This is a genomic window from Streptomyces sp. bgisy130 (genome assembly GCF_057708345.1).
The window spans coordinates 174,302-201,117 of sequence record NZ_JBYISA010000004.1 but is presented as its reverse complement, the minus strand read 5'-3'; the positions used below and the strand labels follow the sequence as shown (position 1 = coordinate 201,117).

The following is a 26,816-nucleotide window of genomic DNA, read 5'->3' as shown; positions in this document are numbered from 1 at the left end:
CATGGCGAACAACCCCTTCGACGACCAGGAGGGCACCTTCCTCGTCCTGGTCAACGGCGAGGAGCAGTACTCCCTCTGGCCCGCGTTCGCCGAGGTGCCTCAGGGCTGGACCGTGGCGCTGGAGGAGAGCGTGCGTCCCGAGTGCGTGGAGTTCATCAACAGCAGTTGGACGGACATGCGGCCCCGCAGCCTGCGTGAGGCGACGGAGGCGCAGAGCAATGTCTGAGAGCACCCGGCTTCCTCTGTCGGCGGCCCAGGCAGGCATCTGGTTCGCCCACGACCTGGACCCCACGGGCCGCCGCTACAACATCGGCGAGTACAAGGAGATCCTCGGCCGCGTCGACCCGGAGCGGATGGCCGCCGCCTGGTATCAGCTCGCGCGTGAGACCGACGTGCTGCGCATCAGCCGAATCGATCGCGACGAGGACGGCCTGTGGCAGTTCCTTGACGCCGAACCCGGCACCCGTGCACTGGAGTTCGTCGATGTCTCGGGCGCGAGCGACCCCGCGGCCGAGGCTCGCGCCTGGATGGCCTCGGACCTGCGGGCCCCGATGGACCTGACCGCAGGGGGACTGAGCCACTCCGCCCTGCTCAAACTGGCCGACGACCACTTCTTCTACTACCAGCGCTACCACCACATCGTCATCGACGGCTTCAGCCTCGCCCTGCTGGACTCCCGGATCTCCGAGCTGTACGAGCAGTCGGCCGCCGGGTTCTCCGCAGGGCCGAGCCCCTTCGGGACCCTGTCCGAGGTGATCACCGAGGACGCGGACTACCGGACGTCACAGGCGGCCGCGGCCGACCGGGCGTACTGGGCGGAGCATCTGGCCGGACTGCCCGAAACCCCCCGGCTGGCCGAACTCCCCCGTCCGGGACGGCCCGATCCGGACGGCGAGGCGTTCATCCGGCGCAGCGTCATGCTGCCCGCGGCCGACGCCGACCGGCTGCGGACGGCCGCACGCGGGGCCCGCACCCGCTGGTCCATGGTGCTCATCGCGCTGATCGCGGCCTATCTGCACCGCGCGACCGGACGTGACGAGCTGGTGCTCGGCCTGCCGGTGACCGGCCGCCCCACGGCCTCGTCCCGCCGTACCCCCAGCATGTCCTCCAACATCCTGCCGCTGCGCATCCGCGTACGTCCGGGAACCGGGCTCGGCGACCTCATCGCCTCGGTCGTCCGGGAGGTGCGGGGGGCGCTCAAGCACCAGCTACCGCGCTACGAGGACCTCTGCCGCGACCTGGGAGCCGACGGCACCGCACGGCGGATCGCCGCACCGATGGTCAACATCATGGCCTTCGACCCCGGACTGCGGTTCTGCGGCCACTTCACTCTGCAGCACAACCTCAGCAACGGGCCCGTGGACGACCTGTCCATCGGCGTCTACGACCTCGGCGAGGAACAAGGCCTGCGCATCACCTTCGACGCCGCACCCGAGCAGTGCGACCTCGACGCCGTCGCCGCGCACCAGGACCGGTTCCTGCGATTCGTCGCCGGGGCGCTGGACGACCTGGAGCAGCCCGTCGGCCGTCTGGAACTGCTATCGGCCGAGGAGCGACGACAGCTCGTAGGCGACCGCAACGCGCCCGGCGCCGGCGCCGATGACCGCACCCTTGCCGCCCGCTTCGAGGAGCAGGCATCCCTGCGCCCCGATGCGGTCGCCCTGACCGACGGCACCGTGCCAATGACCTATGCCGGGCTGGAGGCACGTGCCAACCGCCTCGCCCGGCTCCTGGCCGCCCGCGGCGCCGGACCCGAGCGCTGTGTGGCTGTGGCTCTGGAACGGTCGAACGACCTGATCGTCGCCTTGCTCGCGACCGTCAAGGCGGGTGCCGCGTACGTCCCCCTGGACCCGCGCTATCCGGCGGACCGGCTCGCCTACATGCTGGCGGACGCGCGGCCCGAGCTCGTCGTCACCACCAGCGCGACCGCTGCCGCGGTCCCGGCCACCGATGTCCCCGTCCTCGTCCTCGACGCCCCGGAGACCGTCGCCGCGCTCGCGGACGCCGCACCGGACGCCCTGACCGACTCTGACCGCATCGCACCGCTGTCTCCGGACCACCCCGCGTACGTCATCTACACCTCCGGTTCCACCGGCCGCCCCAAGGGCGTCACCGTCCCGCATCGCAATGTGGTGCGCCTGTTCACCGCTACGGAGCCCTGGTTCGGCTTCGGGCCCGACGATGTGTGGACGCTCTTCCACTCCTACGCGTTCGATTTCTCGGTATGGGAGCTGTGGGGGCCGCTGGTGCACGGCGGCCGCCTGGTCGTGGTGCCGCACACGGTCAGCCGTTCGCCGGAGGACTTCCTCGCCCTGCTGGCGCGGGAGAAGGTCACCGTCCTCAACCAGACGCCGTCGGCCTTCTACCAGTTGCTGCGGGCGGACGAACAGGCTCCGGCCGGCCGGCTCGCGCTGCGCTGCGTCGTCTTCGGCGGCGAGGCACTCGACCTAGCCCGGCTGACGCACTGGTACGAGCGGCACCCGGACGCCGCGCTGGTGAACATGTACGGCATCACCGAGACCACCGTGCACGTCAGCCATATCGCCCTGGCCCCCTCCGTGCTCGCCGGCCAGACCCGCAGCCTGGTCGGCTCTCCCCTCCCCGACCTGAGGATCTACGTCCTCGACACGAGCCTGCAGCCCGTCCCGGTGGGTGAGCAGGGCGAGATGTACGTCGCCGGAGCCGGGCTCGCCCGCGGATACCTGGGCCGTCCCGACCTGTCGGCGGACCGCTTCGTGGCGGACCCCTTCGGTGAACCGGGCAGCCGTATGTACCGGACCGGCGACCTTGCACGGTGGCTGCCCGAAGGCGGCCTGGAATACCTGGGACGCGCCGATCACCAGGTGAAGATCCGCGGCTTCCGCATCGAACTCGGCGAGATCGAGGCCTCGTTGCTGGCCCAGTCCGGCGTGGCGGACGGCGCAGTCGTGGTCCGCGAGGACCGCCCGGGCGACAAGCGCCTGATCGCCTACGTCGTTCCGGCGCCCGGCGCCGCCCCGGACGCAGAAACGCTGCGCGCCGGCCTTGCTGCGGGGCTGCCCGGCCACATGGTGCCGTCGGGCTTCGTCACCCTCGACGCGCTGCCGCTGACCGCGAACGGAAAGCTGGACACCAAGGCGCTGCCGGCGCCGGAGTTCACGGGCTCCGCCGCCACCGGGCGCGCTGCCCGCAACGAGCGCGAGGTCACGCTGTGCCGCCTGTTCACCGAGGTCCTGGGTGCCGGGCGGGTCGGGGTGGAGGACTCCTTCTTCGACCTGGGCGGCGACAGCATCATGTCCATCCAGCTCGTCTCGGCGGCACGCCGGGCGGGTCTGGGCCTCAGCCCGCGCGACGTCTTCCGGCTCAGGACTCCGGCTGCGCTGGCCGAGGCCGCGACCGCCGTCGGGTCGGGCGGACAACGTTCGGCGGAGCCCGCGGACGCGGGCACCGGCACCCTGCCGCTGACACCCGTCATGCGTTGGGCCCTGGAGTGCGGCGGTCCGCTCGACGGTTACAACCAGTCGATGGTGCTGCGGGTACCGGGCGCGCTGACCGGGCAGCACCTGACGGCTGCGCTTCAGACGCTGCTCGATCACCACGACGCCTTGCGCGCCCGGCTTGTCAACGGCGCCCTGCACATCGGTCCGGCAGGTTCGGCAGATGCCGCCTCGCTCGTCCGCCGCGTCGATGCGACCGGTCTGGACGAGGCGGAACTCGACGTGCTCGTAGGAGAGGAGGGCCAGGCGGCGCTCGGCCGGCTGGCGCCGCGTGACGGGGTCGTCCTACAAGCCGTGTGGTGCGACCGTGGGCCGGAGCTGTCCGGCCGGCTGCTGCTCGTCATTCATCATCTGGTGATCGACGGTGTCTCCTGGCGCGTGCTGGCGCCCGACCTGGCCGAGGCATGGAAGGCCATGGCCGGGGGCCGTACGCCCCGTCTTGAGCCCGTGGGCACCTCGCTGCGCACATGGGCCCGGCACCTGCCCGAGACGGCGGCGGAACGCATCGGCGAACTCCCCTACTGGCAGGGAGTCCTGAACGAGGCGGAGCCGTTGCTCGGCTCACGTCCCCTCGACCCGGCCCGTGATGTTGTCGGGACAGCCGGACAGCTGACCCTGCGGTTGCCGGCCGAAGTGACCAAGGCGCTGCTGACCACGGTGCCCACGGCCTTCCATGCCGAGGTCAACGACGTACTGCTGACCGCCTTCGCGCTCGCGTACGGGCACTGGCGGGACGGTCCGGTCCTCGTCGACCTGGAGGGCCACGGCCGCGAGGAGGAGGCTGTGCCGGGCAGCGACCTGTCCCGTACGGTCGGCTGGTTCACCAGCATCCACCCGGTCCGACTGGACCCGGGCCACCGCGACGTCTCCGACGGAGCGGCGGTGGGCAGCGCCCTCAAGCGCGTCAAGGAACAGCTGCGGGCCGTGCCCGGCAAAGGCATCGGCTACGGGCTACTGCGCCACCTCGACGCGGAGGCAGCCGCGCGACTCGCCGGACTCACGGACCCGCAGATCGGCTTCAATTATCTGGGTCGCTTCGCAGCGCCGTCCGGTCAGGACGCCGACTGGACGGCCATCCCTCAGGTCGAGGGCGGCATCCCCGGCGGTGGCCCCCGCATGCCGCTCGGGCACCCGCTGGAGCTCAACGCCCTGACCCAGGACGGCCCGGAAGGTCCCGAGCTCGTGGCGAGCTGGACGTGGGCGACCGGCCTACTCGATGCGGTAGACGTCGAAGGTCTCGCCGCCGCCTGGTTCACCGCGCTGCGCACGATCGCCACCCACGGATCCCAGCCTGATGCGGGTGGCCGCACGCCCACGGACGTCGCCCTGGCCGGGCTCACCCAGCAGGAGATCGAGCTGCTGGAGGGGCACAGGCCCGATCTCGCAGACATCCTGCCGCTCTCCCCCCTCCAGCAGGGCCTGCTCTTCCACGGCCTCTACGACGGGCGGACAGCGGACGTCTACACCGCTCAGGTCCAGCTCGATCTGGAAGGCCCACTGGACACGACCGTTCTGCGCTCCGCCGCCCAGACCCTGCTGGACCGGCACCCGGGTCTGCGCGCCGAGTTCCACCACACCGGACTGTCCCACCCCGTACAGGTGATTCCCGGCCACGCCGTGCTCCCCTGGACGGAAACCGATCTGGCCGGCCTGGAGGGTGACGCCCTGGAGGAGCGGGCCGAGGCGCTCGCCGCTGCCGAACGCGCCCGCGGCTTCGCGCTCGACCGTGCGCCGCTGCTGCGCTGCACTTTGCTACGCCTGGCGGCCGACCGCCACCGACTGGTGCTCACCAACCACCATCTGCTGCTGGACGGCTGGTCCACGCCGATCGTGATCCGGGAACTGCTGACGCTGTATGCGGCGGCGGCTGATGCCGGCGCACTGCCCCGCGTCCGCCCCTACCGGGACTTCCTGGAGCACTTGGCCGACGCCGACCGGGAGGCGGCGCGCAGCGCATGGGCCGAGGCACTGGCAGGGCTGGAGGAGCCCACCAGGGTCCGGGAGGGCGCGCCCGGCCGTACCCCGCTGGTGCCCGGGAAGCTGGAGTTCAGCCTGCCCGCGCCGACATCGGCGGCACTGGCGGAATGGGCCAGGTCGACCGGGCTGACCATGAACACCGTGCTCCAGGGCGCCTGGGCACTGGTGCTGGCCCGGCTGACCGGCAGGGACGACGTGATCTTCGGAGCCACGGTCTCCGGCCGTCCCCCGGAGCTCGCGGGTATCGAGGAGATGGTGGGGCTGTTCATCAACACCCTGCCCGTGCGCGTGCGGCTGAACGCCGCCGAAACGCCCGCCGCGTTGTTCGCCCGGATACAGAGCGAGCAGTCGGCCCTGCTCGGCCACCAGCACCTGGGCCTCGCCGAACTCCATCAACTGGCCGGTGTCGGCGAGCTGTTCGACACTGCGATGGTCTTCGAAAACTACCCGCTCGATCTGGACGCCCTGGGCCGCTCCACGGCCGGCACGGGCGTCCGTCTGGCCGGGCTGCGAGGGCACGACGCCGTCCACTACACCCTCGGCCTGGTAGCGCAGCCCGGTGACGGGCTGGACTTCCGGCTCGACTATCAACCCGACCTGCTCGACCGGGAACAGGCACGCGCTGTCGCCGACCGGCTGCTGACCGTCCTGACGGCGGTCGTGGACCGGCCCGGCGCACCGGTCGGCCGGCTCGACCTTCTCCCGTCCGCCGAACGCGAGCAACTGCTCACCCGTTGGAACGCCAGTGGTGTGCCGTCGGCGTCCCCGGAGTCGACGCTTGCGGGACTCTTCGAGACCCAGGTCGCGAGCACCCCGCACGCACCGGCTCTGGTGCACGGCAGCACGACGCTGACGTACGAGGAGCTCAACGCCCGCGCCAACCGACTGGCCCGGCTGCTGGCCGAGCACGGCGCCGCTCCCGAGCGGTTCGTGGCCGTCGCGCTGGAGCGCTCGGTGGACCTCGTAGTGGCCCAGCTGGCCGTCGTCAAGACCGGTGCCGCCTTCGTGCCGCTTGACCCCGGCTACCCGGCCGACCGGCTCGCCTACATGCTGGCCGACGCGAACCCTGTGCTGGTCGTCACCAACAGCGCGGTCGCAGCGGGGCCGCTGCCGGACACGGTCGCGCCCCGGGTGCTGGTGGACCGTACCGACACCTCCGGCTTCGCGGGGACGGACCTCACGAACGCCGAGTGTGCCGCGCCCCGGCGAGCCGCTCACCCGGCCTATCTCATCTACACCTCCGGCTCGACCGGGCGTCCCAAGGGCGTCGTGGTCACCCACACCGGGATCGCCAGCATGGTCGCCGGGCAGGTCGAAGGGCTGGCCGTGGTGCCCGGCAGCCGGGTGTTGCTCTTCGCCTCGCCGAGCTTCGATGCCGCGGTGTGGGAGCTGTGCATGGCACTGCTGACCGGCTCCTGCGCGATCCTGGCGGACGCCGATCTGCTGCTGCCCGGCCCGTCGCTGGCCGCACTGATCGCCGAGCACCGCATCACACACCTGACCCTGCCGCCGTCAGCGCTGCCCGTGATGCCCGAGGGCAGCCTGCCGGCCGGCAGCACCCTGGTGGTGGCAGGCGAGGCCACTGCTCCGGACCTTGTCGAAACCTGGTCTCGAGGGCGCCGGATGGTCAACGCCTACGGTCCGACGGAGTCCACAGTGTGCGCGAGCATGAGCGCCCCGTTGTCGGGCGCGGTGGTGGCCCCCATCGGCCGGCCGATCGCCAACACCTGCCTGTACGTCCTGGACTCCCATCTGCAGCCGGTGCCGGCCGGCGTGGCGGGAGAGCTGTACCTGGCCGGTGCCGGCCTGGCCCGTGGCTACCTGAACCGGCCCGACCTGTCGGCGGACCGCTTCGTCGCCAACCCCTTCGGCGAGCCCGGCTCCCGGATGTACCGCACGGGCGACCTGGCACGCTGGCGGCCCGACGGCAATCTCCAGTACCTGGGCCGTACCGACCACCAGGTGAAGGTCCGCGGCTTCCGCATCGAGTCCGGGGAGGTCGAAGCGGCCCTGGCCGCGCACCCGGAGGTGGTCCAGGCGGTGGTCATGGTCAGGGAGGACCGGCCCGGGCCCAAACGGCTGGTGGCCTATGTCGTGGGTACCGCGGACGGGGCTGCGCTGCGGCCCTTCCTCGCGGAATCACTGCCGGACCACATGGTTCCGTCGGCGTTCGTCACTCTCGCTGCACTCCCCCTGACGGCCAACGGCAAGGTGGACCGCAAGGCACTGCCCGCGCCCGGCTTCGGCGGTAGGGAAGCGGGCCGGGCGGCAGCGACAGCCCACGAGCAGGTCCTGTGCGGCCTGTTTGCAGAGGTGCTCGGAGTGGAGCGGGCGGGTGCCGACGACTCCTTCTTCGACCTCGGCGGCGACAGCATCATGGCGATCCAACTGGTCGCCCGGGCACGCGATGCGGGCCTGACCTTCACCGTCCGGGAGGTCTTCCGGCATCGTACGGTGGCGGCTCTTGCAGCGGTCGCCGCGGTGACGGAGGGCGGCGCCGCGACCGCCCTCGACGGCCCCTTCCCGGGCCTACAGGAGGAGACGCAGCTGCTGCTGGACGCAGAGCCGGAGCTGACGGACGTCCTTCCGCTGACCCCACTACAGGAAGGCTTCCTCTTCCATGCGTTGCTGACCGGGGACGAAGTGGACGTCTACACCACGCAGATCGCGCTCGATCTGGAAGGGGAGCTGGACCCCGACGCCCTGCGTGCTGCCGCCGAGCGGCTGCTGGCCCGTCACCCCGCCCTGCGGGTCGCGTTCCGGCACGATGTGGCGGAGCGTCCGGTGCAGGTGGTGCACCGCACGGTGGAGCTGCCCTGGCTGCACGTGGACCTCGCCGCGGAAGCGGGACCGGACCTGCCGGCCACGGTGGCCCGGCTCGCCGACGAGCAGCGGCTGCGCGGGTTCGACCTGACGAGCCCCCCGCTGCTGCGACTGCTGCTGGTCTCACTGCCGGGCGGCCGGTATCGGATCGTCCTGACCGGGCATCACATCCTGTGGGACGGCTGGTCGGTTCCGGTCCTCCTGAAGGAGCTGTTCGCGCTCTACGCACGGGGCGGTGATGCCTCGCTGCCGGCGCCACCCCCACTGCGCTCGTATCTGGCCTGGCTCGCCGAGCAGGACCGGGAGGAGTCGCTGCGCGTATGGGCGTCGGCGCTCGCGGGCCTGGTGGCACCCACCTTGGTGGCACCGCAGGCTGCACAAGGCGACCCGGTTGCCCAGAAATCCGTGCGCACCGAGCTGTCGGCGGAGTTCACCGCACGCCTGGAGGACCGACTGCGGCAGCACGGAATCACGCTCAACACCGCCGTCCAAGCCGCCTGGGGCGTGCTGCTGTCCCGGCTGACCGGCAGGGACGACGTGGTCTTCGGCGCCACGGTCTCCGGCCGGCCGGCGGAACTCCCCGGCATCGAGCGGATGATCGGCATGTTCATCAACACGCTGCCGGTACGCGTCCGGATGTGCGGTGACGAGACGCTGCTGGCACTGCTGCAGCGGCTCCAGGAAGAGCAGTCACGGCTGATGGCTCATCACCATGTCGGCCTGAGTGACGTCCAGCAACTGGCTGGCGGAGGCGCACTCTTCGACACCACGACGGTAGTGAAGAACACGCCGCTGGACGCCGGGACCCTGCTCGGCCCGCTCGACGGACTGCGGCTGACCGGAGGCGACAGCGAGGACGCCAACCACTATCCGCTGGGCATGCAGGCCGTTCCCGGTCTGGACGCATCCACCCTGGGCCTGCACCTGGGCTACCGGCCGGATGCGTACGAACAGTTCGAGGCACAGCGGCTGTTGGACCAGATGGTCCGGATACTGGAGGCTCTGACCGACGATCCGGAGATCCCGGTCGATCAGCTCGATCTGCTCTCGGCGGACGAGGGCCAGCAGGAGCTGCTGGCTGAGTGGGGAGGGTACTGAGTCATGTCGTGCATGGGTCGGCCCCCTTCCGCTCCGCGCTCCGCACCACACCACACGATTCGATAGGCGTTGACCCATGCAAAACGATCAAGTAGTCCGGCTCGACCAGGTCACCAGGTCCTACGCGTCCGGCTCCACGGCGGCGGTGCGCGCGCTCGACGGCGTCTCCATCGACTTCGGTCGCACCACCTTCACCGCGATCATGGGGCCCTCCGGCTCGGGCAAGAGCACCCTGCTGCAGTGTGCGGCCGGACTCGACCGCCCGGACGGCGGGAAGGTGTTCGTGGACGGTGTCGAGCTGGGCCCGCTGAGCGAGAAGGCACTGACCGAACTGCGCCGCAACCGCATCGGCTTCATCTTCCAGTCCTTCAACCTGCTCGGTGCGCTGACGGCCGAGCAGAACGTGGGGCTGCCGCTGAGACTGGCCGGCAACCGGCCGGACTCCGCCGCGGTCCGGACCGCGCTCGCCCAGGTCGGACTGGGCGAGCGCGGCGGGCACCTGCCCTCGCAGATGTCCGGCGGTCAGCAGCAGCGGGTGGCCATCGCCCGTGCCCTGATCACTCGGCCACAGGTGCTCTTCGCCGACGAACCGACCGGCGCTCTGGACAGCAGCAGCAGCCGGAACGTCCTGGAGTTATTACGCACCCTGGCCGACGAGCAGGGCCAGACCACGATCATGGTCACCCACGACCCGGTGGCCGCCTCCTACGCGGACCGGGTGGTCTTCCTCGCCGACGGGCGCCTCATGGACGAACTGGCCCGGCCCGGTGCCCAGCTGATCGCCGAACGCATGACCCGGCTGGAGGCCGACACCTCGCGGGCGGCGTCACACATGGGCGGTGCCGCGTAATGGGCGCACTCGTCACTCTCCTGCCCGTAGCCGTCGCCACTCTACGCAAACGGTGGCTCGGCTTCATCGGCTCCTTCATCGCCCTCGCCCTGGGCGTCGCCCTGATTTCCGCCTCGGGCCTGCTGGTCGGCACGACCATGGACATCGACAACGCCGACCCGACGGCACCCTCACTGAAGAAGCTGCTGTCCTTCATGGCAGGCATGTCAGGCTTTGTCTCGGTCTTCGTCGTCGCCTCCACCTTCGCCTTCGCGGTGGCCGGCCGACGCCGCGAGACGGCCGTGCTACGGGCCGTCGGCGCCACTCCCCGGCAGGTCAGGCTGCTGGTTCTGGGCGAGGCGCTGGTCGTCTCCGTCGTCGCCGCCGTCTGCGGCGCACTGCTGGGGCTGGCCATCGCCCCCTTCATCGCACGGTGGCTGGTCTCGCGCGGTGTGGCTCCGCAGGGCTTCGGTATCCATCCGGCGGCGGACCCGCTGCTGATCGCCGCCGGCATCGGCGTGGCGGTGGCTCTGCTGGGTGCCTACGCCGCGGCCCGCCGGGCCGGGCGGGTACGCCCCGTCGAAGCGCTGAGCGATGCCGTGGTGGACCAGAAGGTCATGACGCTGGGCCGCTGGCTGTGGGCCCTCGGCTATCTCGCCGTATTCGCCACGATCCTGGCCCTCTTCGCCACCATGCCGGAGGCACTGCAGCGCGACCCTCAGATCCGTGACCCGCACAACATGCCCGTCTGGTCGCTGCTCATCGACATCCTCGCAATCCTTGCCGTCGCGCTCTTCGCCCCCCTGCTCGTTCCCCCGTTGGTACGGCTGCTGACCCTTCCCGTACCACTGGCCTCCGGCGCGGTGGGTCTGCTGGCCCGTCAGAACGCCCTGACCGCGGTGCGCCGGACGGTCTCCACCGCCACCCCCTTGTTCCTGGTGGTCGGGCTGACCGGAAGCGTGGTCGGCTCCACCGCTGCTTTCGGCGACGCCAGGGAGGCCCAGACCCGAGCCGCGCTGCGTGCCCAGTACGTGGTGGAGCCCGGGGGCTCCACCGGTCTCTCGCCCAAGACCCTCCGCCACGTACGGGAGCTGCCCGGTGTCAGCGCCACCGCCCTCGCGTCCACCATGGTGTCCGATCTGGGCGGTGGTACCGCATCCGGCAACGCCCAGGACGCGGCCACGACGTCCGCGGCCGTCGTCGACGGCGATCTGACGAAGACCTGGAAGGTACCGACCGAGGCCGGTTCGCTCGCGGAGCTCAAGGGCCGGGCCGTCGCCGTCTCCGCCGATCTGGCCAAGGCCAACGGCTGGCAGACCGGCGACAGGCTGTCCGCCGGACTGGCGGACGGAACGACGGTCACCCTGCGCCTGGTGGCGGTCTTCCAACCCCCGCTCACCTTGTCCGAAGTCCTGCTGCCCTACAACACGGTGGCCGCCCACCTCACCGACCGTGCCCCCGCCACGGTCTATGTCACCACCCAGCCCGGCGCGCCAGCCCCCGTACTCCCGGCCGCCGACCGGGCGACCGTCACCCCGACCGCCGAGTGGGGGGCCTCGGGCAACGACCCCCGGGCCCGCTACGACTGGATCTCCGTGATCGCCATCCTCGGGCCGGCCGTGCTCTACGCCCTGATCGCCATCGTCAACACCATGATGATGTCCACGGGCGACCGGCTGCGGGACTTCGCCACCCTGCGGCTGACCGGAGGAAACGACCGTCAAGTGCTCTCCATGGTCGGCGTCGAGGCCCTGCTGACCGCGGCCACCGCGACCGCACTGGCCCTGCTGGTCACCGCCGGGACCCAGTTCACCACGATGACGCTCATCAACCACCGGTTGCTGGACGGCGGGGCCGCCCTGCCCTTCCGGCTCCCCTGGTCCGCCCTCGCCGGAAGCGCCGCCATCGGACTCATCCTTGCGCTGGCCGCCAGCCTGCTACCGGCCCGGCTCGCCCTGCGAGCCCGCGCTCTGGACCTGGCCGGCACCAGGCAGTAGTGCCGGCCCAGCTGTTCGTTCCCTTCGAGAAAAGGACGACCATGACCACCGAATCGGCGCGCCCCGTTGTGCTGCTGACCGAAGCACTCTCTCCGTCCACCGCCGAAGCCCTGGGCGCAGATGTCGAGGTCCGCCGCTGTGACGGCACCGACCGGCCCGCGCTCCTGGCCGCGCTCGCCGAGGCCGACGCGGTGCTGATCCGGAGCGCTACCACCATGGACGCCGAGGCCATAGCGGCAGGGAAGCGGCTCAAGGTGATCGCCCGGGCCGGCATCGGGCTGGACAACGTCGATGTGGACGCGGCCACCGCTGCCTCGGTTCTCGTCGTCAACGCCCCGGCCTCCAATGCCGTCAGCGCCGCCGAGCACGCCACGGCGCTGCTCCTGGCAGTGGCCCGGAACGTCCCTGCGGCGGACACCTCGCTGCGCTCGGGCCAGTGGCAGCGGGCCCGCTTCACCGGGGTGGAACTGTCCGGCAAGGTCCTGGGGGTGGTGGGCCTGGGCCGGATAGGGGCACTTGTCGCGCGCCGGATGGCTGCTTTCGACATGCGGGTGGTCGCCTACGACCCGTATGTCGGGGCCACGGACGCGGTCCGCGCCGGCGCCGAGCCGGTCTCCCTGGACCGGCTGTTGGAGTGCGCCGACTTCATCACCGTGCATCTGCCGAGGACGCCCGAGACCCTGGGTCTGATCGGTGCCGGGGAGTTCGCCCGGATGAAGGCCGGGGTGCGGATCGTCAACGCGGCCCGGGGCGGCATCGTCGACGAGGACGCGCTGTACGCCGCCCTGAAAGAGGGCCAGGTGGCCGGTGCGGGACTCGACGTGTTCGCGGCCGAACCCTGCACCGATTCACCGTTGTTCGGGCTCGACGGTGTCGTCGTCACCCCACACCTCGGCGCCAGTACCCACGAGGCACAGGAAAAGGCGGGCACGGCGGCGGCTGCTTCCGTGCGGCTCGCCCTCGCGGGTGAGCCGGTGCCAGATGCGGTCAACAAGGTCGCCCTCCGTGCCGCGTTGGCCGCCTGAAGAGTGGGGCAAAACCTGCCGCCTGGTCATGTTCTCTGCGCGGGCGGGGTGTTGCGGGCTGATCCGTTGGAGGTGGAGACGTTCACCGGACTGCGGATGAGGTAGTTCGAGCAACCGTTGAAGGCGGTGCGGGAGCGGGGCGCGAACGGCCCGGTGGGGGGCCGTGGTGCCATGGGGCCGGGCCGACAGTGCGGGCAACGGCCTCCACCACGCCGGGTGGGCCTACAGACCGGCGGACGGCTCCACCATCGGCGTCAGCCACCCCCGCGCCGTCGCCACCGCTCCCGCCTGGAAGCGGCTGCGGGCCCGCAGCCGCTTCATCAACTCTGCAGTGATCCGGCGCCCGGTCCGCACGGAGATGCCGAGCTTGCGCGCCACCACCTCGTCCGTGTGCCCGGCCACCAGCAGTTCCAGGACGGCCCGTTCCTGACTGGTGAGGCCGTCGCCGTCAGAGCAGGGGCGCCTGGTGTGGCCGCCCAGCGGCTTCGCCTGCTCCCAAATTTGCTCGAAGAGGGTGGACAAGGCGATCACCACTCCTGTGCCATTGAGGATCAGCACCCCCTTGGCCGCCGCCTCCGGATCGATCGGCACGATGGCCGTCCGGCCGTCGTAAATGATCATTCTGAGCGGGAGCTGAGGCATTGTGCGCACCTGACCGCCGTTCTCGTCCAGCCACTGGGCGTAGGACAGAGTGGGAGGGTCGTTGCGCAGGCTCTCCAGGTAGACATAGCGCAAGCGGACCCCCCGCGAGAGAGCCGCCCGATCCAGTGGCCGAGCCGCCTCCAGCGCCTCCTCGGTTTGAGCGCCGCGCGGGGCGAAGACCGACACCTCGCTGGTGCAGCTGTGGCCGTAGCGCTCGATCTGCGAGCCGATGGCATCCATGCCCATGAACTGCCGGGCTCCGGGCGGCTCGGAGCCGGAGTCGTCCTCTCCGTACTCGGCCAGCATGCGGGTGATCGACAGCCGGGTGGCCGCCATCGCCTCCTGGCGTTCCAGCAACTCACGCTCCTGGCGCAACAGCAGGGCTTCCAGGCCCAGTTCCGGATTGACCAACCGCATCTGGCGGGGGTCTTCGGTGGAGGGCCGGATGAGTTCCATCCGCTCCAGCTCCTTTACGACCACAGCCATCCGGTCGGGGGGCCACCCCAGTTCGGCGGTGAGCTCCTCGACCGAGATCCGGGGCCTTCCGAGCATCATTCGATAGACCAACTCCCCGTTGTAGTCAAGCCCCAGTCCCTCAAGCATGCGCCCTCCCCCCATTGCCCAGAAACGCGCACTTTCTGGGCAGACTCCCCCTGAGTCCCTCGTGATTGTCCCCCGCTCGAATGGGCGAGGACAACGCGAAAATGGACGTTGTCCGATGAAGTAGATGCAGTCGGCACGTACTGGCAACGTCGTGCCACCGCAGGACCCTGACACCCAGTGTTGCTGAAGTGTCCAGTGCTAAGCATAAAAACTCGAGTGACGGCCGGGAGCGCACCATCGCCTGGCCCAACTCACCGCACCACAAACCTATTTGGAGGCTTCACCATGCACGAGTTCATCGCCACGTCCGCCGTCACCCGCCGGAGCACCGCAGTCGCCGGAATCACGACCGCCGGCTTGGCCGTCGCCACGGCGACCTGCGCACATGGCGGTTCGTCGGTCGGCGTCCTGGCGGGCAACACCTGGGGCAAGGCATCGTTAGGCACCGCACCCGGCGCCGACGAGAACACCTGGGGCAACTGAGACGGGATCTGACAGGACCGAAACGGGGCCCGTTGCGTCCCCTCGGAGTCGCTCCTCACATCCTGGGCTCCACGCCGGCCGCGAACGGCCCGGGCCGATCGCCGACCGCGCTGGGCCTCGTCGAGCAGCAGGCAGTTCGCTCTGACGGCGGGTTCGGCCAGTGGCCGGATTTTCAGGTAGTGGTCGTGGCCGAAGCGGACGACACCTGCAGGGGGATTTCGCAGATCGCCCCACCGCCTTGGTCACATGCGGCAGGACGAAGCCGACGAGCTGATCGCGCAGCTCTTCGGCTTCGGCCCCGCGCCGATGCGGGCCGTGATGGCGCTCGACGGCACTACCCACGGACCGACAAAAGCAGGTGACGGTCCGCACCACGGCACACGAAAGCGCCTCGGCGGTGACATCCCGCTCGTCGATGCGGATACGCATGTTGACGGCGATGCCGGAGAAGGCGCCGAGACCTGCCAGCCGGGGACAGATTGTCTTGGCGGGGGGCGAAGGCCGGCGAGGACGCCTGGCTTGATGCCGACGCCGTCACAGATCTCCCGGGTCATGCCACCCGCCCAGACCGGTGGCCCAGCGGTACATCGCCTGACCACCCTGTCGACGGAGAGGCGAGCTCGCCTCGGAGTGCGACCTCAGACCTACGCATCCGCAGTCCGCAGGGGCCGGCACCGAGGATGACGATCCGGTCGGGTAAGGGATGTTGGGCTTTGAGCATGGATTCCTCTTTTCTGTATGGGCGTTCGTGATCGGTGTGAACAGGTCCCATCCCCGTCAGATCTCGCCTTTGGGCGTGCGAGGCTTGGGGGCAGTGATCTTGAAGGTGATCCAGACGGTCTTGCCGATGCCGTGCTGCTCGTCCACGCCCCACCCATCGGACAGTTCGTCCACCAGGAGCAGGCCCCGACCCGAGGTGTCATCAAGGCGCGGACGCTGCCGATGCGGCCGGTCCGCATCCTGATCGTGAACCTCCAGCCGAACCACCGATCCGCTGATGGCCAGCCGTGCCCGGAATCCGAAGCTGGGCGGACCTGCATGTACGAGCGCGTTGGTAGCGACCTCTGACAGGCACAGACACACGTCATCGAGGCGGTCCCGGACTCCCCAGGACGACAGAGCCTCGACGGCGAACTTGCGTGCCTCACTCACGGACGAGCCGTGTGGAGAGAAGGTCCGCTCGCGCCGCAGGGCCGGGCCGCTGTCGCTCCAAACGGCCTCCGCGCTCCGAATCGCGGTACGGGGCTCTGCCTGTCGCCGCATCGCGCTGTCTCCTGCTGCTGGCATTGCCGGAACACCACCTCGTCGCTCGCGTTCAGGGCGGGCATCGAGCCTGACGGCCAAGCGGCACGCCTCACCACGACATGAGTGCCGACGTCTGATTCGGGCTTGGCGAAGTGGACGACATGGGTACCGTCACGTTGCCGCCGTCTCCACCGTCATCTCCTCGCACACGGCAGCTCTTACTCCCGTATGGCGGCATTGCGGGGCTACCGTCGAACCGACGAGCCGACCGGAACCCATCGGGGGATTGATGGCTCAAAGGCCCACTCTTCTACGGACATTGATCACCAGGCGCCACTGGCAGGTGTTCGAAACCTTCCAGCTTCACTTCGAGCGCACTGCCAACGAACTCGCCGAACAGGACCGTGATCCGACGCTTGTCGGCCTGACGGTGTCGAAGCGGCAGTTTGAGCGGTGGTACGGGGGCGAGGTGAAGACCCGCCCCTACCCGGCCTTGTGCCGGGTACTGGAGGCAATGTTCCGATACCCCGTCGACGTCCTGCTCGGTCCAGCGGACGAGGGCGGTGCCGCAGTCGATGCCGCTCCGCAGCTTCGGCTCGTCATGCCGACACGGCCGCCGTCGCCCTCGCTCGAACCCAGCGAAGGAGACAGCGGCTTCGACGGCATCGAGTTCACCAGCAGACCCGTTCCAGGCGACAACGCCGGCCGGGACACGTTAGAGAGGCAGGTCGCCATGGCAGCTCGCCGTGCATTCCGCTTCAGCGCGATGGCAGAAGGCAGCAACGTAGGTCCCGAGACCCTGGACGAGCTCCACCAGGAGGTACGTCGTCTAGCCGCCGCCTACCCGCAGCTGCCGCTGGCCCCCCTCCTCGGCGACCTCGTCGAAGTCCAAGACCTCTCCTTCCGCTTCCTCGAACACGGCCATGTCCGCCCCGGCCAGGCCCGCGAGTTGTACCTGCTCTCCGCCATCACCTCCGGCATGCTCGCCAAGGCCAGCCACGACCTCGGCGACCCGCGATCGGCGATGACACAGGCCCGGACCGCCTACGTCTGCGCGGACAACGCCGACCACCACGGCATGCGCGCCTGGGTCCGCGGCCTGCAGTCCCTGATCGCCTACTGGGACGGCCGACACCAGGAAGCCTCCAAATACGCTGCCCTCGGCATCTCCCAGGTGGGGGGCGTGACCGGCACCAGCGCCGTATGGCTGTCTTGCTTGCAAGCCCGTGCCGGCGCCGCACTCGGCGATGTGGCGGCTGTACGGGAGTCCCTCGCTGAGGCTGAACAGGCTCGCGATGCGGTGTCCCCCGACGACCTGGACGAGTTCGGCGGCATCATGACCTTCCCCGTACCGCGCCAGCTCTACTACGCCGCCGACGCCACCGCCTGGCTGCCGAACGCCCCCGAGGCGGAGCATCAGGCTGAAGCGGCCGTCGCCGCCTACCGCCAAGCAGAACCCGAAGACTGGGCATTCGGTGACCAGGCCGGCGCCCACACCGACCTTGCCCTCGCCCGCATCCACGCCGGAAGCCTCGACGGTGTCGACGAGGCCATGCGGCCCGTTCTCGATCTGTCCGCCGGTCAGCGCATCAACGGCATCGTCGCCTCGGTACGGCAGGTCCACACCGCGCTGCGTGATCCCCGGTGGCTCACCGCACCCGAGGCTCGCACGACACGGGAGGAAATCGAGGCGTTCACCGCGGCCCCTGTCGCCGCCCTGCCCAGGTAACACCGCCTGCGAGTAGGGTCCCGACCATGCATCCGGTCGACATCACAGGCCCCCGGCTTCAGTTGCGCGAACTCACCAGCGACGACGTGGACGCCGTACACGCCATCTACGGCGACGCCGAGGCCACCCGCCACCTGAGCTTCGAGCCCCGAACCCATGAACAGGCCGGGGAGATCGTCGCCCGCTCCATCGCCTCCTCCGGCGAGCAACCCCGCATCGAATACGCCCTCGGTGTGGTCCGCCAGGAGGAAAGGGACCTGGTGGGCTTCGCCCGCCTGGCGCTCGACCCGCACGCCCAGAAAGCCGCCACTATCGGCTTTGCCCTGCGCCCCCACACATGGGGCGCGGGCCTGGGCACCGAAACCGTTCACCTCATGTGCGCCCTCGGCTTCAACCACCTTGGCCTGCACCGCATCTGGGCCGCTCGTGCACCGCTGAACTCTGCCTCCGCCAAGACCCTGCTACGCGCCGGCATGACGGAGGAAGGCCGCATCCGGGAGCACGTGTTCGTACGGGGAGCGTGGAGGGACTCGATCACGTACTCAGTCCTCGATCACGAATGGCGGGAGTCAGATGGATTCGCGGCGGCCAACTGCTGACTCCCGCCACACAGCGACCAAGCACAGAACGCCCACCAGCCATGACCGAGGCGTGCGGTCATGGCCGATGCATCAGCACTGCGTTCGGTCCTACCCCTATCTGGTCGGATCCGCGGAAGCGCTCGGCTTCATCCCCTGGACCAGGGCATGGGCTCGGGGCGGCGGTACCACCACCACGCCTTCTGCGCCGAACCATCAGTCGGCTGATCCCAGCCATCAACGACAACGTGTTCTTCGTCGTCGACTGTCAGCTCCTGATAGAGGCTGTCGACCTTGTCGAGGTAGCGCTTGTACAGCGTGGCCACGTTCCCCGGGAGTCGGCGCAGATGCCCCTCGATGTCATCGCGGTATCCGAGCACTTCCCGGTAGAACTCCACGGGGTACCAACCAGATGGCTCCCAGCTGCTCTCTGCGCGTCGAGATAGCTTTTCCCACGCCCCCAGGTATGACTTGGCAATCCGCGCCACCTCGGCAACGTCAGCGGTGATGGTCGAACCATCCGCCTCGTTGCCGTCCCCCTTCAACAACTGGAGGGATTCCGCAAAAGAATCGGCCAGAGGTGTTGCAATCTTCTGCTCGCGCACCACTTCCGGAAGGTGCATCACAGGAACATCTGGCAAGCGATCCACGAATGCCTCAACGGCTGTAACTGTGAACGTTAGCTCGTCACCGTCCGACTCGCTCAGCCGGGCCCGCGTCGTCAGCCCTTCTGGGGTAACCAACCAGTGGGCGCTCATGGCGCTCTCCTGAGGAGGGTACAAGACTGGCGTGCCAAGCCGGCCCGCAAATGCTGCGGAGAATTCGGATTCTGGAGGCTGCTGCCCCACCGAGTCCTGAGCGTAAATGTCCAGGGACAGCGACACATTTCCCGGGACGTGCGAGTATTCACAGGAGACCAGGGCCTCCCAGTTGCGGTCGTCTTGGTCGCCGTCAGCGTCGGCAACGTCCACTTCTCTCACCGGAACCCGGAAGACCGCCGCGAGTGCTTCAGCCATGACACCCGGGTCACAGCTATCGACGAGGAAAAGATTGTACGTCATGGTGTGTAAGTCCCGTTGTAAATGGCCAGAGCCTTTTCGACGACTTCTGGATTGTTCACGAAGCGAGGGTTCCGTGTCAGTTGCGGAGCCGCCGAGAGATCCCCCTTAGCCTTTACGATCTGCGATAGCGCCGCATACTCATTCCGGTCCATTTCCACAAATCCTGGGCCCTTGGCAGGGTATACAGTCCCGTTCTCGTGGACGCCGTACGTGCGACCATTGATTTCATAGCGCTCACCGTCCGGAAGCCAGGTAGCCTTACCTTCTGCGATGCCAGCAATATCCTTCTCGACCTCCTGAGAATATCCCGGGAGGATGATTGTGTTCTCTTCCTTGATGTTCTTTCCTGCTCGACCTGCGCCACCAATGGTATGCCGGTCGTTTGGCCGCTTGAGTGTTTTCCCGGCCCCAGGGCCCTTTAGATTGCTTGAGGCTTCCCAGCCACTGGCCTTTGGGGTCCCGGAGGCTCCGCCGCCGCTCCCCTCTGCGTTGCGCATCAAGGGGCGCCCGGTCGGGCCAACAGGACCGACCGGCCCCTCGCCGGCCATCGCAAGGCGTGGGCCACCCGCATCCAGCCTTATCTTGCCGAAGGCGTTTTTGAAGCCGCCGGCGTCGCCTACAGCCTTCGCTGCGCGGCCCGCACCGCCCAGGGCGCCCCCCAGCAAGACCCCAGTGGCTCCGGCCTCCTTGATCTCATCCAGGTTGATGCCCTTCTGGTCCCCCAGAAGGTTGCGGCCGCCCTGGGCGACGACCACGTCGACGGTGATGGCTTCGATGCCGCCGATGGCGGCGGTGGCCAGGACCGTTCCGGCGATCTCGGTGACGGTGGCAGAAACGGCGATGCCCGCAGTACTCGCTGCGGCGACGATCGCCTCGGTGGCGCCGACTGCCGCGAGCTCGGTGATGCCGCCAGTGAAGACAGCCAGGGCCGTACCGACGACCAGTACCGCGCCGGCGATCTCCAGCTCGTGCTCGATCTTCTTCTTCGCCTCGGCGACCTGGTCCGCGTACTTGTCCAGGGCCTTCGCCATGTCGCGGGCGGCGCTGGCCACGTCGTCGAGGTAGCCCTTGCCGCCGCCGTGGTACTTGCGCCAGAACTCGCCGAACGCTTCGATCGACTTGCCCTTGTTGTTGTCGATGACGTCCTGGGCCTTCTTATGGCAGGCGGCCGTGCAGTCCTCGACGTCGTCGGCGAAGGTGCGCCAAGCGCGGGCGGCCTCCCGGAGTTCGTCCTCGTCGCCCTCCGGCCACCACATGCCGGTGAGGTCCTGGACGATCTCCTTGGCTTTGTCGCCAGCGCCCATCACTTACCACCCTCAAAGCCGGACTTGGCCGAGTGGTCAGCGTCTTCGTGGTTGGCTGCCATGTCGTTCATGGCCTTGGTGATGCTGGACAGGCCCTTGACCAGGGCCGCGGCCGCCTTCTCGATCTGCGCCCGGTGCGGGGCGTAGGCGTGCTCGAACTTCTTGCCCTGCTCGTCGCCGCCCCACGGCTCCCCCAGCCCGCCGAGCGTGTGGCGAAGCTTGGTCGCCGCCCGCTCCAAGGCGACAGACTCTCGGTGGAATGTTGGAGCAGCGGACTTGAGTTGGTCGGTGTCTATGTCAAAGCCGTCGCCAGCCATGCCGTGCCTCCCCCTTGGCCGTGTACTCGTAACGCGTCGCGAGCCGCTGACAACGCTTCGGCTCACAGATGGCGACCCTCGCATACAGCACTGACAATCGCCCTGGTGGGAGCGCATTTCAGCCACGGTGCAGCACCGCCCGGCTAGGGGCCCAGGGCAAGGCTGCCCCCTACCAGCCGGATTGCGGCAGGGGGCGATTCACCAAGCGCACGTCCGGCCTCTCGCTGCACGACCGCAGCGGAGCCACGGTCGTGCAGCGGCGTGTTGGGCAGTTACCGGCGCGGGCTGCGGTGCTGCTCGGCCGGTGCCGTATTTGCCGCCGTTGGCTGGGTGAAGTCAGGCCCGAGGGGCGGGTGCGGGGCCGCGGTGGTGGTGCGGAGGCGGGCTGCTGCGGCGAGGCGGTTGGGGATGGGGTTGCGTCCGGTGTGCTGGATGCGGGTGATCAGGACGCAGGCGGGTCGGCGGGCGGTGGCCAGTTCGCGTTGGGCGGCTGCTTCCTTGAGGAGTTGGTGGGGTTTGTGGCCTCGGGCTTCGGCGTCGGCGAGGGCGGTAGCGAGGGCCGGCCAGCCAGTGTCGGTGAGGATCCGCTCGGCGTGCTCGGGGATGGCAGCGCGTACGTCGCTGGCCAGGGTGCGGCGGGTCTCCTCCTTCGGCTGGCGTTGCACGAGATCTGTGAGTTCCGGGGTGAGGGCGTGGTCGGCGGCGTTCTGAAGGTGCTGGAGGGCTTGGTGGGCGGCGTCGGCTTGGTGGGCGTGGCCCTTGGCCTCGTGCCAGCGTCCTGCGACGATTGCGGCCCAGACGAGGGCTGCGACCAGGGCGGCGAGGGCGCTGCCGTCGGGGCCGGTGGCGGTGTGGGCGATGTCGCGGGCCGCGTTGCGCAGAGTGTGGGCGGCTCGGTCTTCTGCCCGGATCTGGGAGCGCTGGGCGCGTGCGAACGCCTTCGCGGCGGCTTGGAGTTCAGCGCGCAGGTCGGTGGGCGCTGTCTGGGCGGTGGCTTCGATGAGTTCACCGAGGGCGGTGATGTGGGCCTGGGCTCGTGCGTCGTCGGCAAGGTCGGTGTGGAGACTGTCGAGGGCGTCAGTTCCTCGGCGCCAGGGGGTGCTGGGCTGGGTGCGGCGGGCGGTGGGGTGCTCTTCGGGCTGGCTGGATTCGAGGCGGGCCTTGATCTTGGGAAGGGAGAGGTCAGAGGCGATCTTTCCGCCGGGGTGGAAGATCTGTTCGTCGTCCTTGTTGAGATCGCCGGGGCGGCCGACGGCGTAGCCGAGGAGGTCGCCGGACGGTCCCCGCTTGGCCTTGACTCGGATGCCCTCGGCTTCGAGGTAGGCGAGGAGTTCCTCGGCGCTTGTGGCGTGGGGGATGGCGGCGCGGATGCGGTCCTGGAGCCACTCCTTGCTGGTCTGTTCCCAGCCAAGGCGCTGGGCTTTGTGCATCTCGGCCTGGGTGGGACGTCGGGTGCCGGTGCGGTCGCCCTTCTTCAGCCGGCGCAGACCGTAGTCCTTCTCGATCTCGCGGCATTCGTCGCCGACGCGGATGCTGCTGTCGTGGAGTTTGGGGCGTCGGCCGTCTTCGCGGACGGTGGTGGCGAGGATGTGGATGTGGTCGTCGGCGTGGCGTACAGCGATCCAACGGCAGGCCAGGTCATCACCGGCAGGGGCTATGCCGGCCGCGGCGACGATGCGCTGGGCGATCTCGCCCCATTCGGCATCAGAGAGGTAGCGGTCTTCGGGTGCGGCACGGACGGGGCAGTGCCAGACGTGGTCAGTGACTGGCTTGCCGAACTCGCTGTTGCGCAGGTGTACGGGCTCGTCGAGGTGGCGGGCGAGTTCGGTGAGGGTGGCCATCTCGTCGCGGCCGGGGTCGGGCATGCCGAGCATCGCGAAGCCGGCCACGATGTGCGGGTCGAAGTGTTCGTCGTGGGTTCCTCGGCCGTAGAGGTAGGCAAGCAGGCCACGGGTGTTGGCGCCGGGCGCCTTGATGGCGGCGATCATGCGGCGAGATCCTCCTGCGGGTCGGCGGGCTGGCGCAGGGCCTGGGCGATGAGTTCCAGCAGGTGGTGGAGTTCGTCGAGGCGGAGGCGGATGTCGGGTGGGGTGAGGTCGCTGTTGAGGGCGCGGGCGATCTGGTTGATGTTGACGCCGATGCGGTTGAGCTGGCGCAGGACCTGGGCGCGGAAGATGGCCGCCGGTGTGGTGTTGATGGTCAGCATCGGCTCGTGGACCGTCTCAGTCAGCACGTCCAGCAGCCGCGACTTGCCGCAGCGCTTCGCCGGGCCCACCACCGCCAGGCGCGGGGCGTGCTGCCACGCGGGCTGGAGATGAGTCGCCGCCACCCACAGAGTGATCGCGTCCAGCGCCTCCGACGAGGGCGGGATCACGAACTGGGCTACCTGGGAGCGCAGTTCATCCAGTAGCTTCGAGCCGGACGTCGGCTCCGCATCGGGTATGGCCTCCAGCCTGCTCGCCGCGTCCGCCTCGTTGGCGCTGCTATCGGCAGTACCGTCGCTCGGGTCTGCCGCAGCGCTGTCGGCCTGCGCTGTGCGCAGGTGGGCGCCTGGCTGGCCGGGGATGGCCGTGGCGGGCCAGGCCGCTCGGGCGGGGTCGGAATAGGACTCGGGGTTCTCGGGTTGCACTGGGCGGCTCCTGGTCTGGCGGTGTCGGCTTGCACGCCCCTACTGCCGGATCGGTTCTCATGGGATTGCTGGGGAGCCTTGGGGCCTCCGGCGTTGCACCGCCGGAGGCTCTCCCCGTTCTCGCGGGCGCCTCGGTATCGCGAGCGACCACGGACAGTACGTCCACGCCACGCCACCGTCCAGCGTTTCTGTGTCAGCTCAGCGCAGAAGTGCCTGCTACGCACCAGCTGCCTCACGCTGCCAGTCCCAGCAGGGCCAACAGGTCCGCCGTCACCACCCGGTAAGCGTTGCCGAGTCGCAGCACCTTGCACGGGTACTGATCACGCTTGGCGAGCTCGTACCCCTTGCTCCGCCCCAGCCCCAACGCCCGGTTGCCCGTCTCCAGGTCAACGGCGGCTGGAAGCTCCAGAAGCTCCTCGCGACTCATCCCCTTCGCTCGCCCGCCAGCTTCGTTCTCGCGCATGCGCGCTCCATCCACTACTGAGCCCTCGGCGAACGCGACCATCGCGCCCGTCTCCAGGCCGCGAAATCAACGCTAGGCGAGCTAATGTGTCTGCATGACACAACATCGTCGCGACCATGGATACGAGAAGGCCGACGAGGAGGACGACGTCCTTGAGTGGGTGGACCAGGTCATGGCCACCGTGGCCGGCGAGGTCCGCAGACGACGAAAGGAACTGGGTTGGAGCGCACAGGACTTGGCCGACAAGTGCGAGGAGATCGGCCACCCGATCCCCCGCAACGTGATCGCCAACATGGAGTCCGGGCGCCGTTCCAACCTGCCACTGGTCGACGTCATGGCCCTGGCCAAGGCACTGAACACCCCGCCCATCTGCCTCATCTATCCCGTCGGCTACGTCGACGACGTGCAGCGGCTCCCGCTTCAGCACCCCACCTCCACCCTGAACGCCCTGCACTGGTTCACCGGGGAGGACACCGAACTCGGCGCGGACGACGACATGCTCCGCTACTTCCGCGCCCACCACGCTGCCGAGGAGCAACTGCAGAGCGCACGACGCGATGGGGAGTACGCGCGCTACCACGCCGAGACCGCCCCGAACGCCGATCGGAAGGCCGAGGCCCTCCGCGCTCAGGCCCGTGCCGCCGAGGCAGCCGACGACGCCGAGAGCCGCCTGCGCAGGATCCGCGCCTTCATCCGGGAAGAGGGCGTCACGCCTCCCTTCCTGTGGCCCGACCTTGCCGCCGCAATCGACTCACCCGGAACCGACCCTGACACCACCGAGGAGAATGATCTTTGAAGGGCTCCACCTACCGCCGCTGCTCCTGCCGGGACCCCAAGACCGGCAAGGAACTCGGCAGCTCCTGCCCCAGGCGCAACAGCAGGAACCACTGCACCTACTCCATACGCCAGGAGCTCTCGCCCCGTGAGGACGGCAGCCGACGTTCGTTCGCCCGTGGCGGGTACAGCAGCCTCAAGTCGGCCCAGGCCGACCTCGACCACGTACGCGCTCTCCTCGGGCTGGCCGAGTCGGATGACCCCGAGGGCACAGAACTCATCGCCGAGATGCTGGCGGAGGTCAGCCGCGAGCGTTCGCCTCTGCCTGACGTCGAGGAGACGAGGCGGCGCCTGAACGCCGGCCAGGACCTCATCGGCAGCCTGACAGTGAGCGAGTGGCTCGACCGGTGGCTGGCCGGTAAGCGCATACGCAAGTCCGGCCTCAACCGCTACGAGACCGATATTCGCGTGCACTTGAAGCCGCGCATCGGAAACCGGCGGCTGGACCGGCTGCGCGTCAGCCACCTCAGCGAGATGTTCACGGACATCCGCGACGCCAACGCCCAGGTTTTGGAGGACAACGCCCAGCGGCGAGCCGCGATCGACGAGCTGGCGGCCGTACCGTGGAAGGGTGTGGAGAACCGTGCTCGTCGCAAGGCGATGAAGGCCGCGATCGACGAGATGCCGCGCTTCCGTCGCATCACCGGCCCCGCCACGCGTCAGCACGTCAAGGCCACTCTTCGCGCGGCCCTGAACGACGCGATCGGGCAGCAGATCATCACGTTCAACCCGGCCGCCCACGTCGAGATCGACCCCGCACGCAAGCCCAAGGCGCTCGTGTGGACGGACGAGCGGGTTGCCAAGTGGGAGCAGACGGGCGAGAAGCCGTCGCCGGTGATGGTCTGGACGCCCCAGCAGACCGGCACCTTCCTCGACTTCGTCGCCGAGAACCGCCTGTACGCGATGTGGCACCTGATCGCCTTCCGCGGCCTACGCCGTGGCGAGGCGTGCGGGCAGCCGTGGTCGGAGACGAACCTCGACACCCACTACCTCGCCGTCTCCTCCCAACTCGTACAGAACGGATGGGAGATCGAGGCATCCGATCCCAAGACGGACAGCGGCTATCGCGTGGTCGCACTCGACGACGACACCGTCAACGTCCTCAAGCGGCACCGCGAGCGGCAGGAAGCGGACCGCGCGGAGTGGGGCTCGGCCTGGGTCGAGACCGGCCACGTCTTCACTCAGGAAGACGGCTCCTGGCTCCACCCGGGCAAGGTGACCGACCTCTTCGAGCGCCTCGTCGCCGCCTCCGGCCTCCCGCCGATCCGGCTGCATGACCTGCGCCACGGCGCAGCAACGCTCATGCTGGCCGCCGACATCGACATCAAGATCGTGTCGGACACCCTCGGGCACAGTGACACCCGCATCACGCGGGACATCTACCAGAGCGTCCTGCCCCAGGTCGGCAAGAGCGCCGCCGAGGCGACGGCGAAGCTGGTCCCGCTTCAGCGCAAGACCGAGGCGGAGAAGGCGGCCCGCAAGGCCGCGAAGAAGGAGAAGGCCAAGAAGGCCGCGGCGAAGAACGCCGGCAAGGGCAAGGGCGGCAAGCCGAAGAACCAGGCGAAAACCCAGCCCAAGGCCGACAAGAAGGCCAAGCGGAGGAAGCCCGAGAAGTAGGCCGCCGAGTCGCTCCGCTCACGCATCGCTCACGCAAGCTCTTCCACGGCGTTCCGGTCGTGCGGCTCGGCATGCCCTGGGCATGA

General features: G+C 69.3%; 17 protein-coding genes and 2 pseudogenes. 10 read left to right on the top strand and 9 right to left on the bottom strand.

What is annotated here, in order from left to right:
- Nucleotide 1 precedes the first annotated feature (1 nt).
- The 5 genes and pseudogenes from AC3EUV_RS08240 to AC3EUV_RS08220 all read left to right on the top strand — a co-directional run.
- Nucleotides 2–226, top strand: coding sequence for an MbtH family protein (locus AC3EUV_RS08240; RefSeq protein WP_432140284.1), 225 nt, complete (start codon nucleotides 2–4; stop codon nucleotides 224–226).
- The gene (locus tag AC3EUV_RS08235; RefSeq protein ID WP_435602534.1) at nucleotides 219–9,374 is read left to right on the top strand and encodes an amino acid adenylation domain-containing protein; all 9,156 of its coding nucleotides are present in this window, start codon (nucleotides 219–221) and stop codon (nucleotides 9,372–9,374) included. The genes AC3EUV_RS08240 and AC3EUV_RS08235 overlap by 8 nt, the downstream gene beginning before the upstream one ends.
- 76 nt (nucleotides 9,375–9,450) lie before the next feature.
- The gene (locus tag AC3EUV_RS08230) at nucleotides 9,451–10,224 is read left to right on the top strand and encodes an ABC transporter ATP-binding protein (RefSeq protein ID WP_435602533.1); all 774 of its coding nucleotides are present in this window, start codon (nucleotides 9,451–9,453) and stop codon (nucleotides 10,222–10,224) included.
- On the top strand, nucleotides 10,224–12,200 hold the full coding sequence (locus AC3EUV_RS08225; RefSeq protein ID WP_432140287.1) for an FtsX-like permease family protein: 1,977 nt from the start codon (nucleotides 10,224–10,226) through the stop codon (nucleotides 12,198–12,200). The genes AC3EUV_RS08230 and AC3EUV_RS08225 overlap by 1 nt, the downstream gene beginning before the upstream one ends.
- Before the next feature lie 41 nt (nucleotides 12,201–12,241).
- Nucleotides 12,242–13,192: pseudogene (locus tag AC3EUV_RS08220) on the top strand (hydroxyacid dehydrogenase); the annotation flags it as partial.
- A 255-nt stretch (nucleotides 13,193–13,447) separates the two neighbouring features.
- Here the strand turns inward: AC3EUV_RS08220 and AC3EUV_RS08215 are convergent.
- Nucleotides 13,448–14,470: a LuxR C-terminal-related transcriptional regulator gene (locus tag AC3EUV_RS08215; RefSeq protein WP_432140288.1), complete on the bottom strand. Its 1,023-nt coding sequence runs from the start codon at nucleotides 14,468–14,470 to the stop codon at nucleotides 13,448–13,450.
- A gap of 285 nt (nucleotides 14,471–14,755) precedes the next feature.
- Here AC3EUV_RS08215 and AC3EUV_RS08210 point away from each other — a divergent pair, with 285 nt between their 5' ends.
- Nucleotides 14,756–14,953, top strand: a complete 198-nt coding sequence (locus tag AC3EUV_RS08210; protein ID WP_432140289.1) for a hypothetical protein — start codon at nucleotides 14,756–14,758, stop codon at nucleotides 14,951–14,953.
- Nucleotides 14,954–15,730: 777 nt separating this feature from the next.
- On the opposite strand, the gene AC3EUV_RS08205 is transcribed toward AC3EUV_RS08210, so the two are convergent.
- Entirely contained in the window at nucleotides 15,731–16,105 is a 375-nt protein-coding gene (locus tag AC3EUV_RS08205) for an ATP-binding protein (protein WP_435602532.1), read from the bottom strand.
- Between the two features lie 412 nt (nucleotides 16,106–16,517).
- Between AC3EUV_RS08205 and AC3EUV_RS08200 the strand changes: the two genes are divergently transcribed.
- The gene (locus AC3EUV_RS08200) at nucleotides 16,518–17,927 is read left to right on the top strand and encodes an NsdA family TPR-like regulatory protein (protein WP_435602530.1); all 1,410 of its coding nucleotides are present in this window, start codon (nucleotides 16,518–16,520) and stop codon (nucleotides 17,925–17,927) included.
- Between the two features lie 26 nt (nucleotides 17,928–17,953).
- Nucleotides 17,954–18,526 carry a GNAT family N-acetyltransferase gene (locus AC3EUV_RS08195; protein ID WP_435602529.1) on the top strand — a complete coding sequence of 191 codons (573 nt, stop codon included), beginning with the start codon at nucleotides 17,954–17,956 and terminating at the stop codon, nucleotides 18,524–18,526.
- A gap of 128 nt (nucleotides 18,527–18,654) precedes the next feature.
- On the opposite strand, the gene AC3EUV_RS08190 is transcribed toward AC3EUV_RS08195, so the two are convergent.
- The 7 genes and pseudogenes from AC3EUV_RS08190 to AC3EUV_RS08160 all read right to left on the bottom strand — a co-directional run bounded on the left by AC3EUV_RS08190 (nucleotide 18,655) and on the right by AC3EUV_RS08160 (nucleotide 24,279).
- Complete coding sequence (locus AC3EUV_RS08190; protein ID WP_435602528.1) at nucleotides 18,655–19,566, bottom strand: hypothetical protein; 912 nt, start codon at nucleotides 19,564–19,566, stop codon at nucleotides 18,655–18,657.
- Nucleotides 19,563–20,870, bottom strand: coding sequence for a WXG100 family type VII secretion target (locus AC3EUV_RS08185; RefSeq protein ID WP_435602527.1), 1,308 nt, complete (start codon nucleotides 20,868–20,870; stop codon nucleotides 19,563–19,565). Before AC3EUV_RS08185 ends, AC3EUV_RS08190 begins: the two co-directional genes overlap by 4 nt.
- On the bottom strand, nucleotides 20,870–21,187 hold the full coding sequence (locus AC3EUV_RS08180) for a WXG100 family type VII secretion target (RefSeq protein ID WP_361323311.1): 318 nt from the start codon (nucleotides 21,185–21,187) through the stop codon (nucleotides 20,870–20,872). The genes AC3EUV_RS08185 and AC3EUV_RS08180 overlap by 1 nt, the downstream gene beginning before the upstream one ends.
- 272 nt (nucleotides 21,188–21,459) lie before the next feature.
- Nucleotides 21,460–23,175: a relaxase/mobilization nuclease domain-containing protein gene (locus tag AC3EUV_RS08175; protein WP_435602526.1), complete on the bottom strand. Its 1,716-nt coding sequence runs from the start codon at nucleotides 23,173–23,175 to the stop codon at nucleotides 21,460–21,462.
- Nucleotides 23,172–23,345, bottom strand: coding sequence for a plasmid mobilization relaxosome protein MobC (gene mobC, locus AC3EUV_RS08170; protein WP_435602589.1), 174 nt, complete (start codon nucleotides 23,343–23,345; stop codon nucleotides 23,172–23,174). The genes AC3EUV_RS08175 and mobC overlap by 4 nt, the downstream gene beginning before the upstream one ends.
- Before the next feature lie 6 nt (nucleotides 23,346–23,351).
- Nucleotides 23,352–23,816: pseudogene (locus AC3EUV_RS08165) on the bottom strand (DUF3631 domain-containing protein); the annotation flags it as partial.
- A 232-nt stretch (nucleotides 23,817–24,048) separates the two neighbouring features.
- Nucleotides 24,049–24,279, bottom strand: a complete 231-nt coding sequence (locus AC3EUV_RS08160) for a hypothetical protein (protein WP_168480677.1) — start codon at nucleotides 24,277–24,279, stop codon at nucleotides 24,049–24,051.
- Nucleotides 24,280–24,373: 94 nt separating this feature from the next.
- Here AC3EUV_RS08160 and AC3EUV_RS08155 point away from each other — a divergent pair, with 94 nt between their 5' ends.
- Complete coding sequence (locus AC3EUV_RS08155; RefSeq protein ID WP_435602525.1) at nucleotides 24,374–25,075, top strand: helix-turn-helix domain-containing protein; 702 nt, start codon at nucleotides 24,374–24,376, stop codon at nucleotides 25,073–25,075.
- On the top strand, nucleotides 25,072–26,730 hold the full coding sequence (locus AC3EUV_RS08150) for a tyrosine-type recombinase/integrase (RefSeq protein ID WP_435602524.1): 1,659 nt from the start codon (nucleotides 25,072–25,074) through the stop codon (nucleotides 26,728–26,730). Before AC3EUV_RS08155 ends, AC3EUV_RS08150 begins: the two co-directional genes overlap by 4 nt.
- Nucleotides 26,731–26,816 lie beyond the last annotated feature (86 nt).

Bases quoted from the DNA above. Each gene is read 5' to 3' on its own strand.
- AC3EUV_RS08190 (WP_435602528.1), bottom strand. From the start codon at position 19,566: ATGACGTACAATCTTTTCCTCGTCGATAGCTGTGACCCGGGTGTCATG.
- AC3EUV_RS08175 (WP_435602526.1), bottom strand. From the start codon at position 23,175: ATGATCGCCGCCATCAAGGCGCCCGGCGCCAACACCCGTGGCCTGCTT.
- AC3EUV_RS08230 (WP_435602533.1), top strand. From the start codon at position 9,451: ATGCAAAACGATCAAGTAGTCCGGCTCGACCAGGTCACCAGGTCCTAC.
- AC3EUV_RS08160 (WP_168480677.1), bottom strand. From the start codon at position 24,279: ATGCGCGAGAACGAAGCTGGCGGGCGAGCGAAGGGGATGAGTCGCGAG.
- AC3EUV_RS08195 (WP_435602529.1), top strand. From the start codon at position 17,954: ATGCATCCGGTCGACATCACAGGCCCCCGGCTTCAGTTGCGCGAACTC.
- AC3EUV_RS08185 (WP_435602527.1), bottom strand. From the start codon at position 20,870: ATGGGCGCTGGCGACAAAGCCAAGGAGATCGTCCAGGACCTCACCGGC.
- AC3EUV_RS08180 (WP_361323311.1), bottom strand. From the start codon at position 21,187: ATGGCTGGCGACGGCTTTGACATAGACACCGACCAACTCAAGTCCGCT.
- AC3EUV_RS08215 (WP_432140288.1), bottom strand. From the start codon at position 14,470: ATGCTTGAGGGACTGGGGCTTGACTACAACGGGGAGTTGGTCTATCGA.
- AC3EUV_RS08235 (WP_435602534.1), top strand. From the start codon at position 219: ATGTCTGAGAGCACCCGGCTTCCTCTGTCGGCGGCCCAGGCAGGCATC.
- AC3EUV_RS08240 (WP_432140284.1), top strand. From the start codon at position 2: ATGGCGAACAACCCCTTCGACGACCAGGAGGGCACCTTCCTCGTCCTG.
- AC3EUV_RS08210 (WP_432140289.1), top strand. From the start codon at position 14,756: ATGCACGAGTTCATCGCCACGTCCGCCGTCACCCGCCGGAGCACCGCA.
- AC3EUV_RS08155 (WP_435602525.1), top strand. From the start codon at position 24,374: ATGACACAACATCGTCGCGACCATGGATACGAGAAGGCCGACGAGGAG.
- AC3EUV_RS08225 (WP_432140287.1), top strand. From the start codon at position 10,224: ATGGGCGCACTCGTCACTCTCCTGCCCGTAGCCGTCGCCACTCTACGC.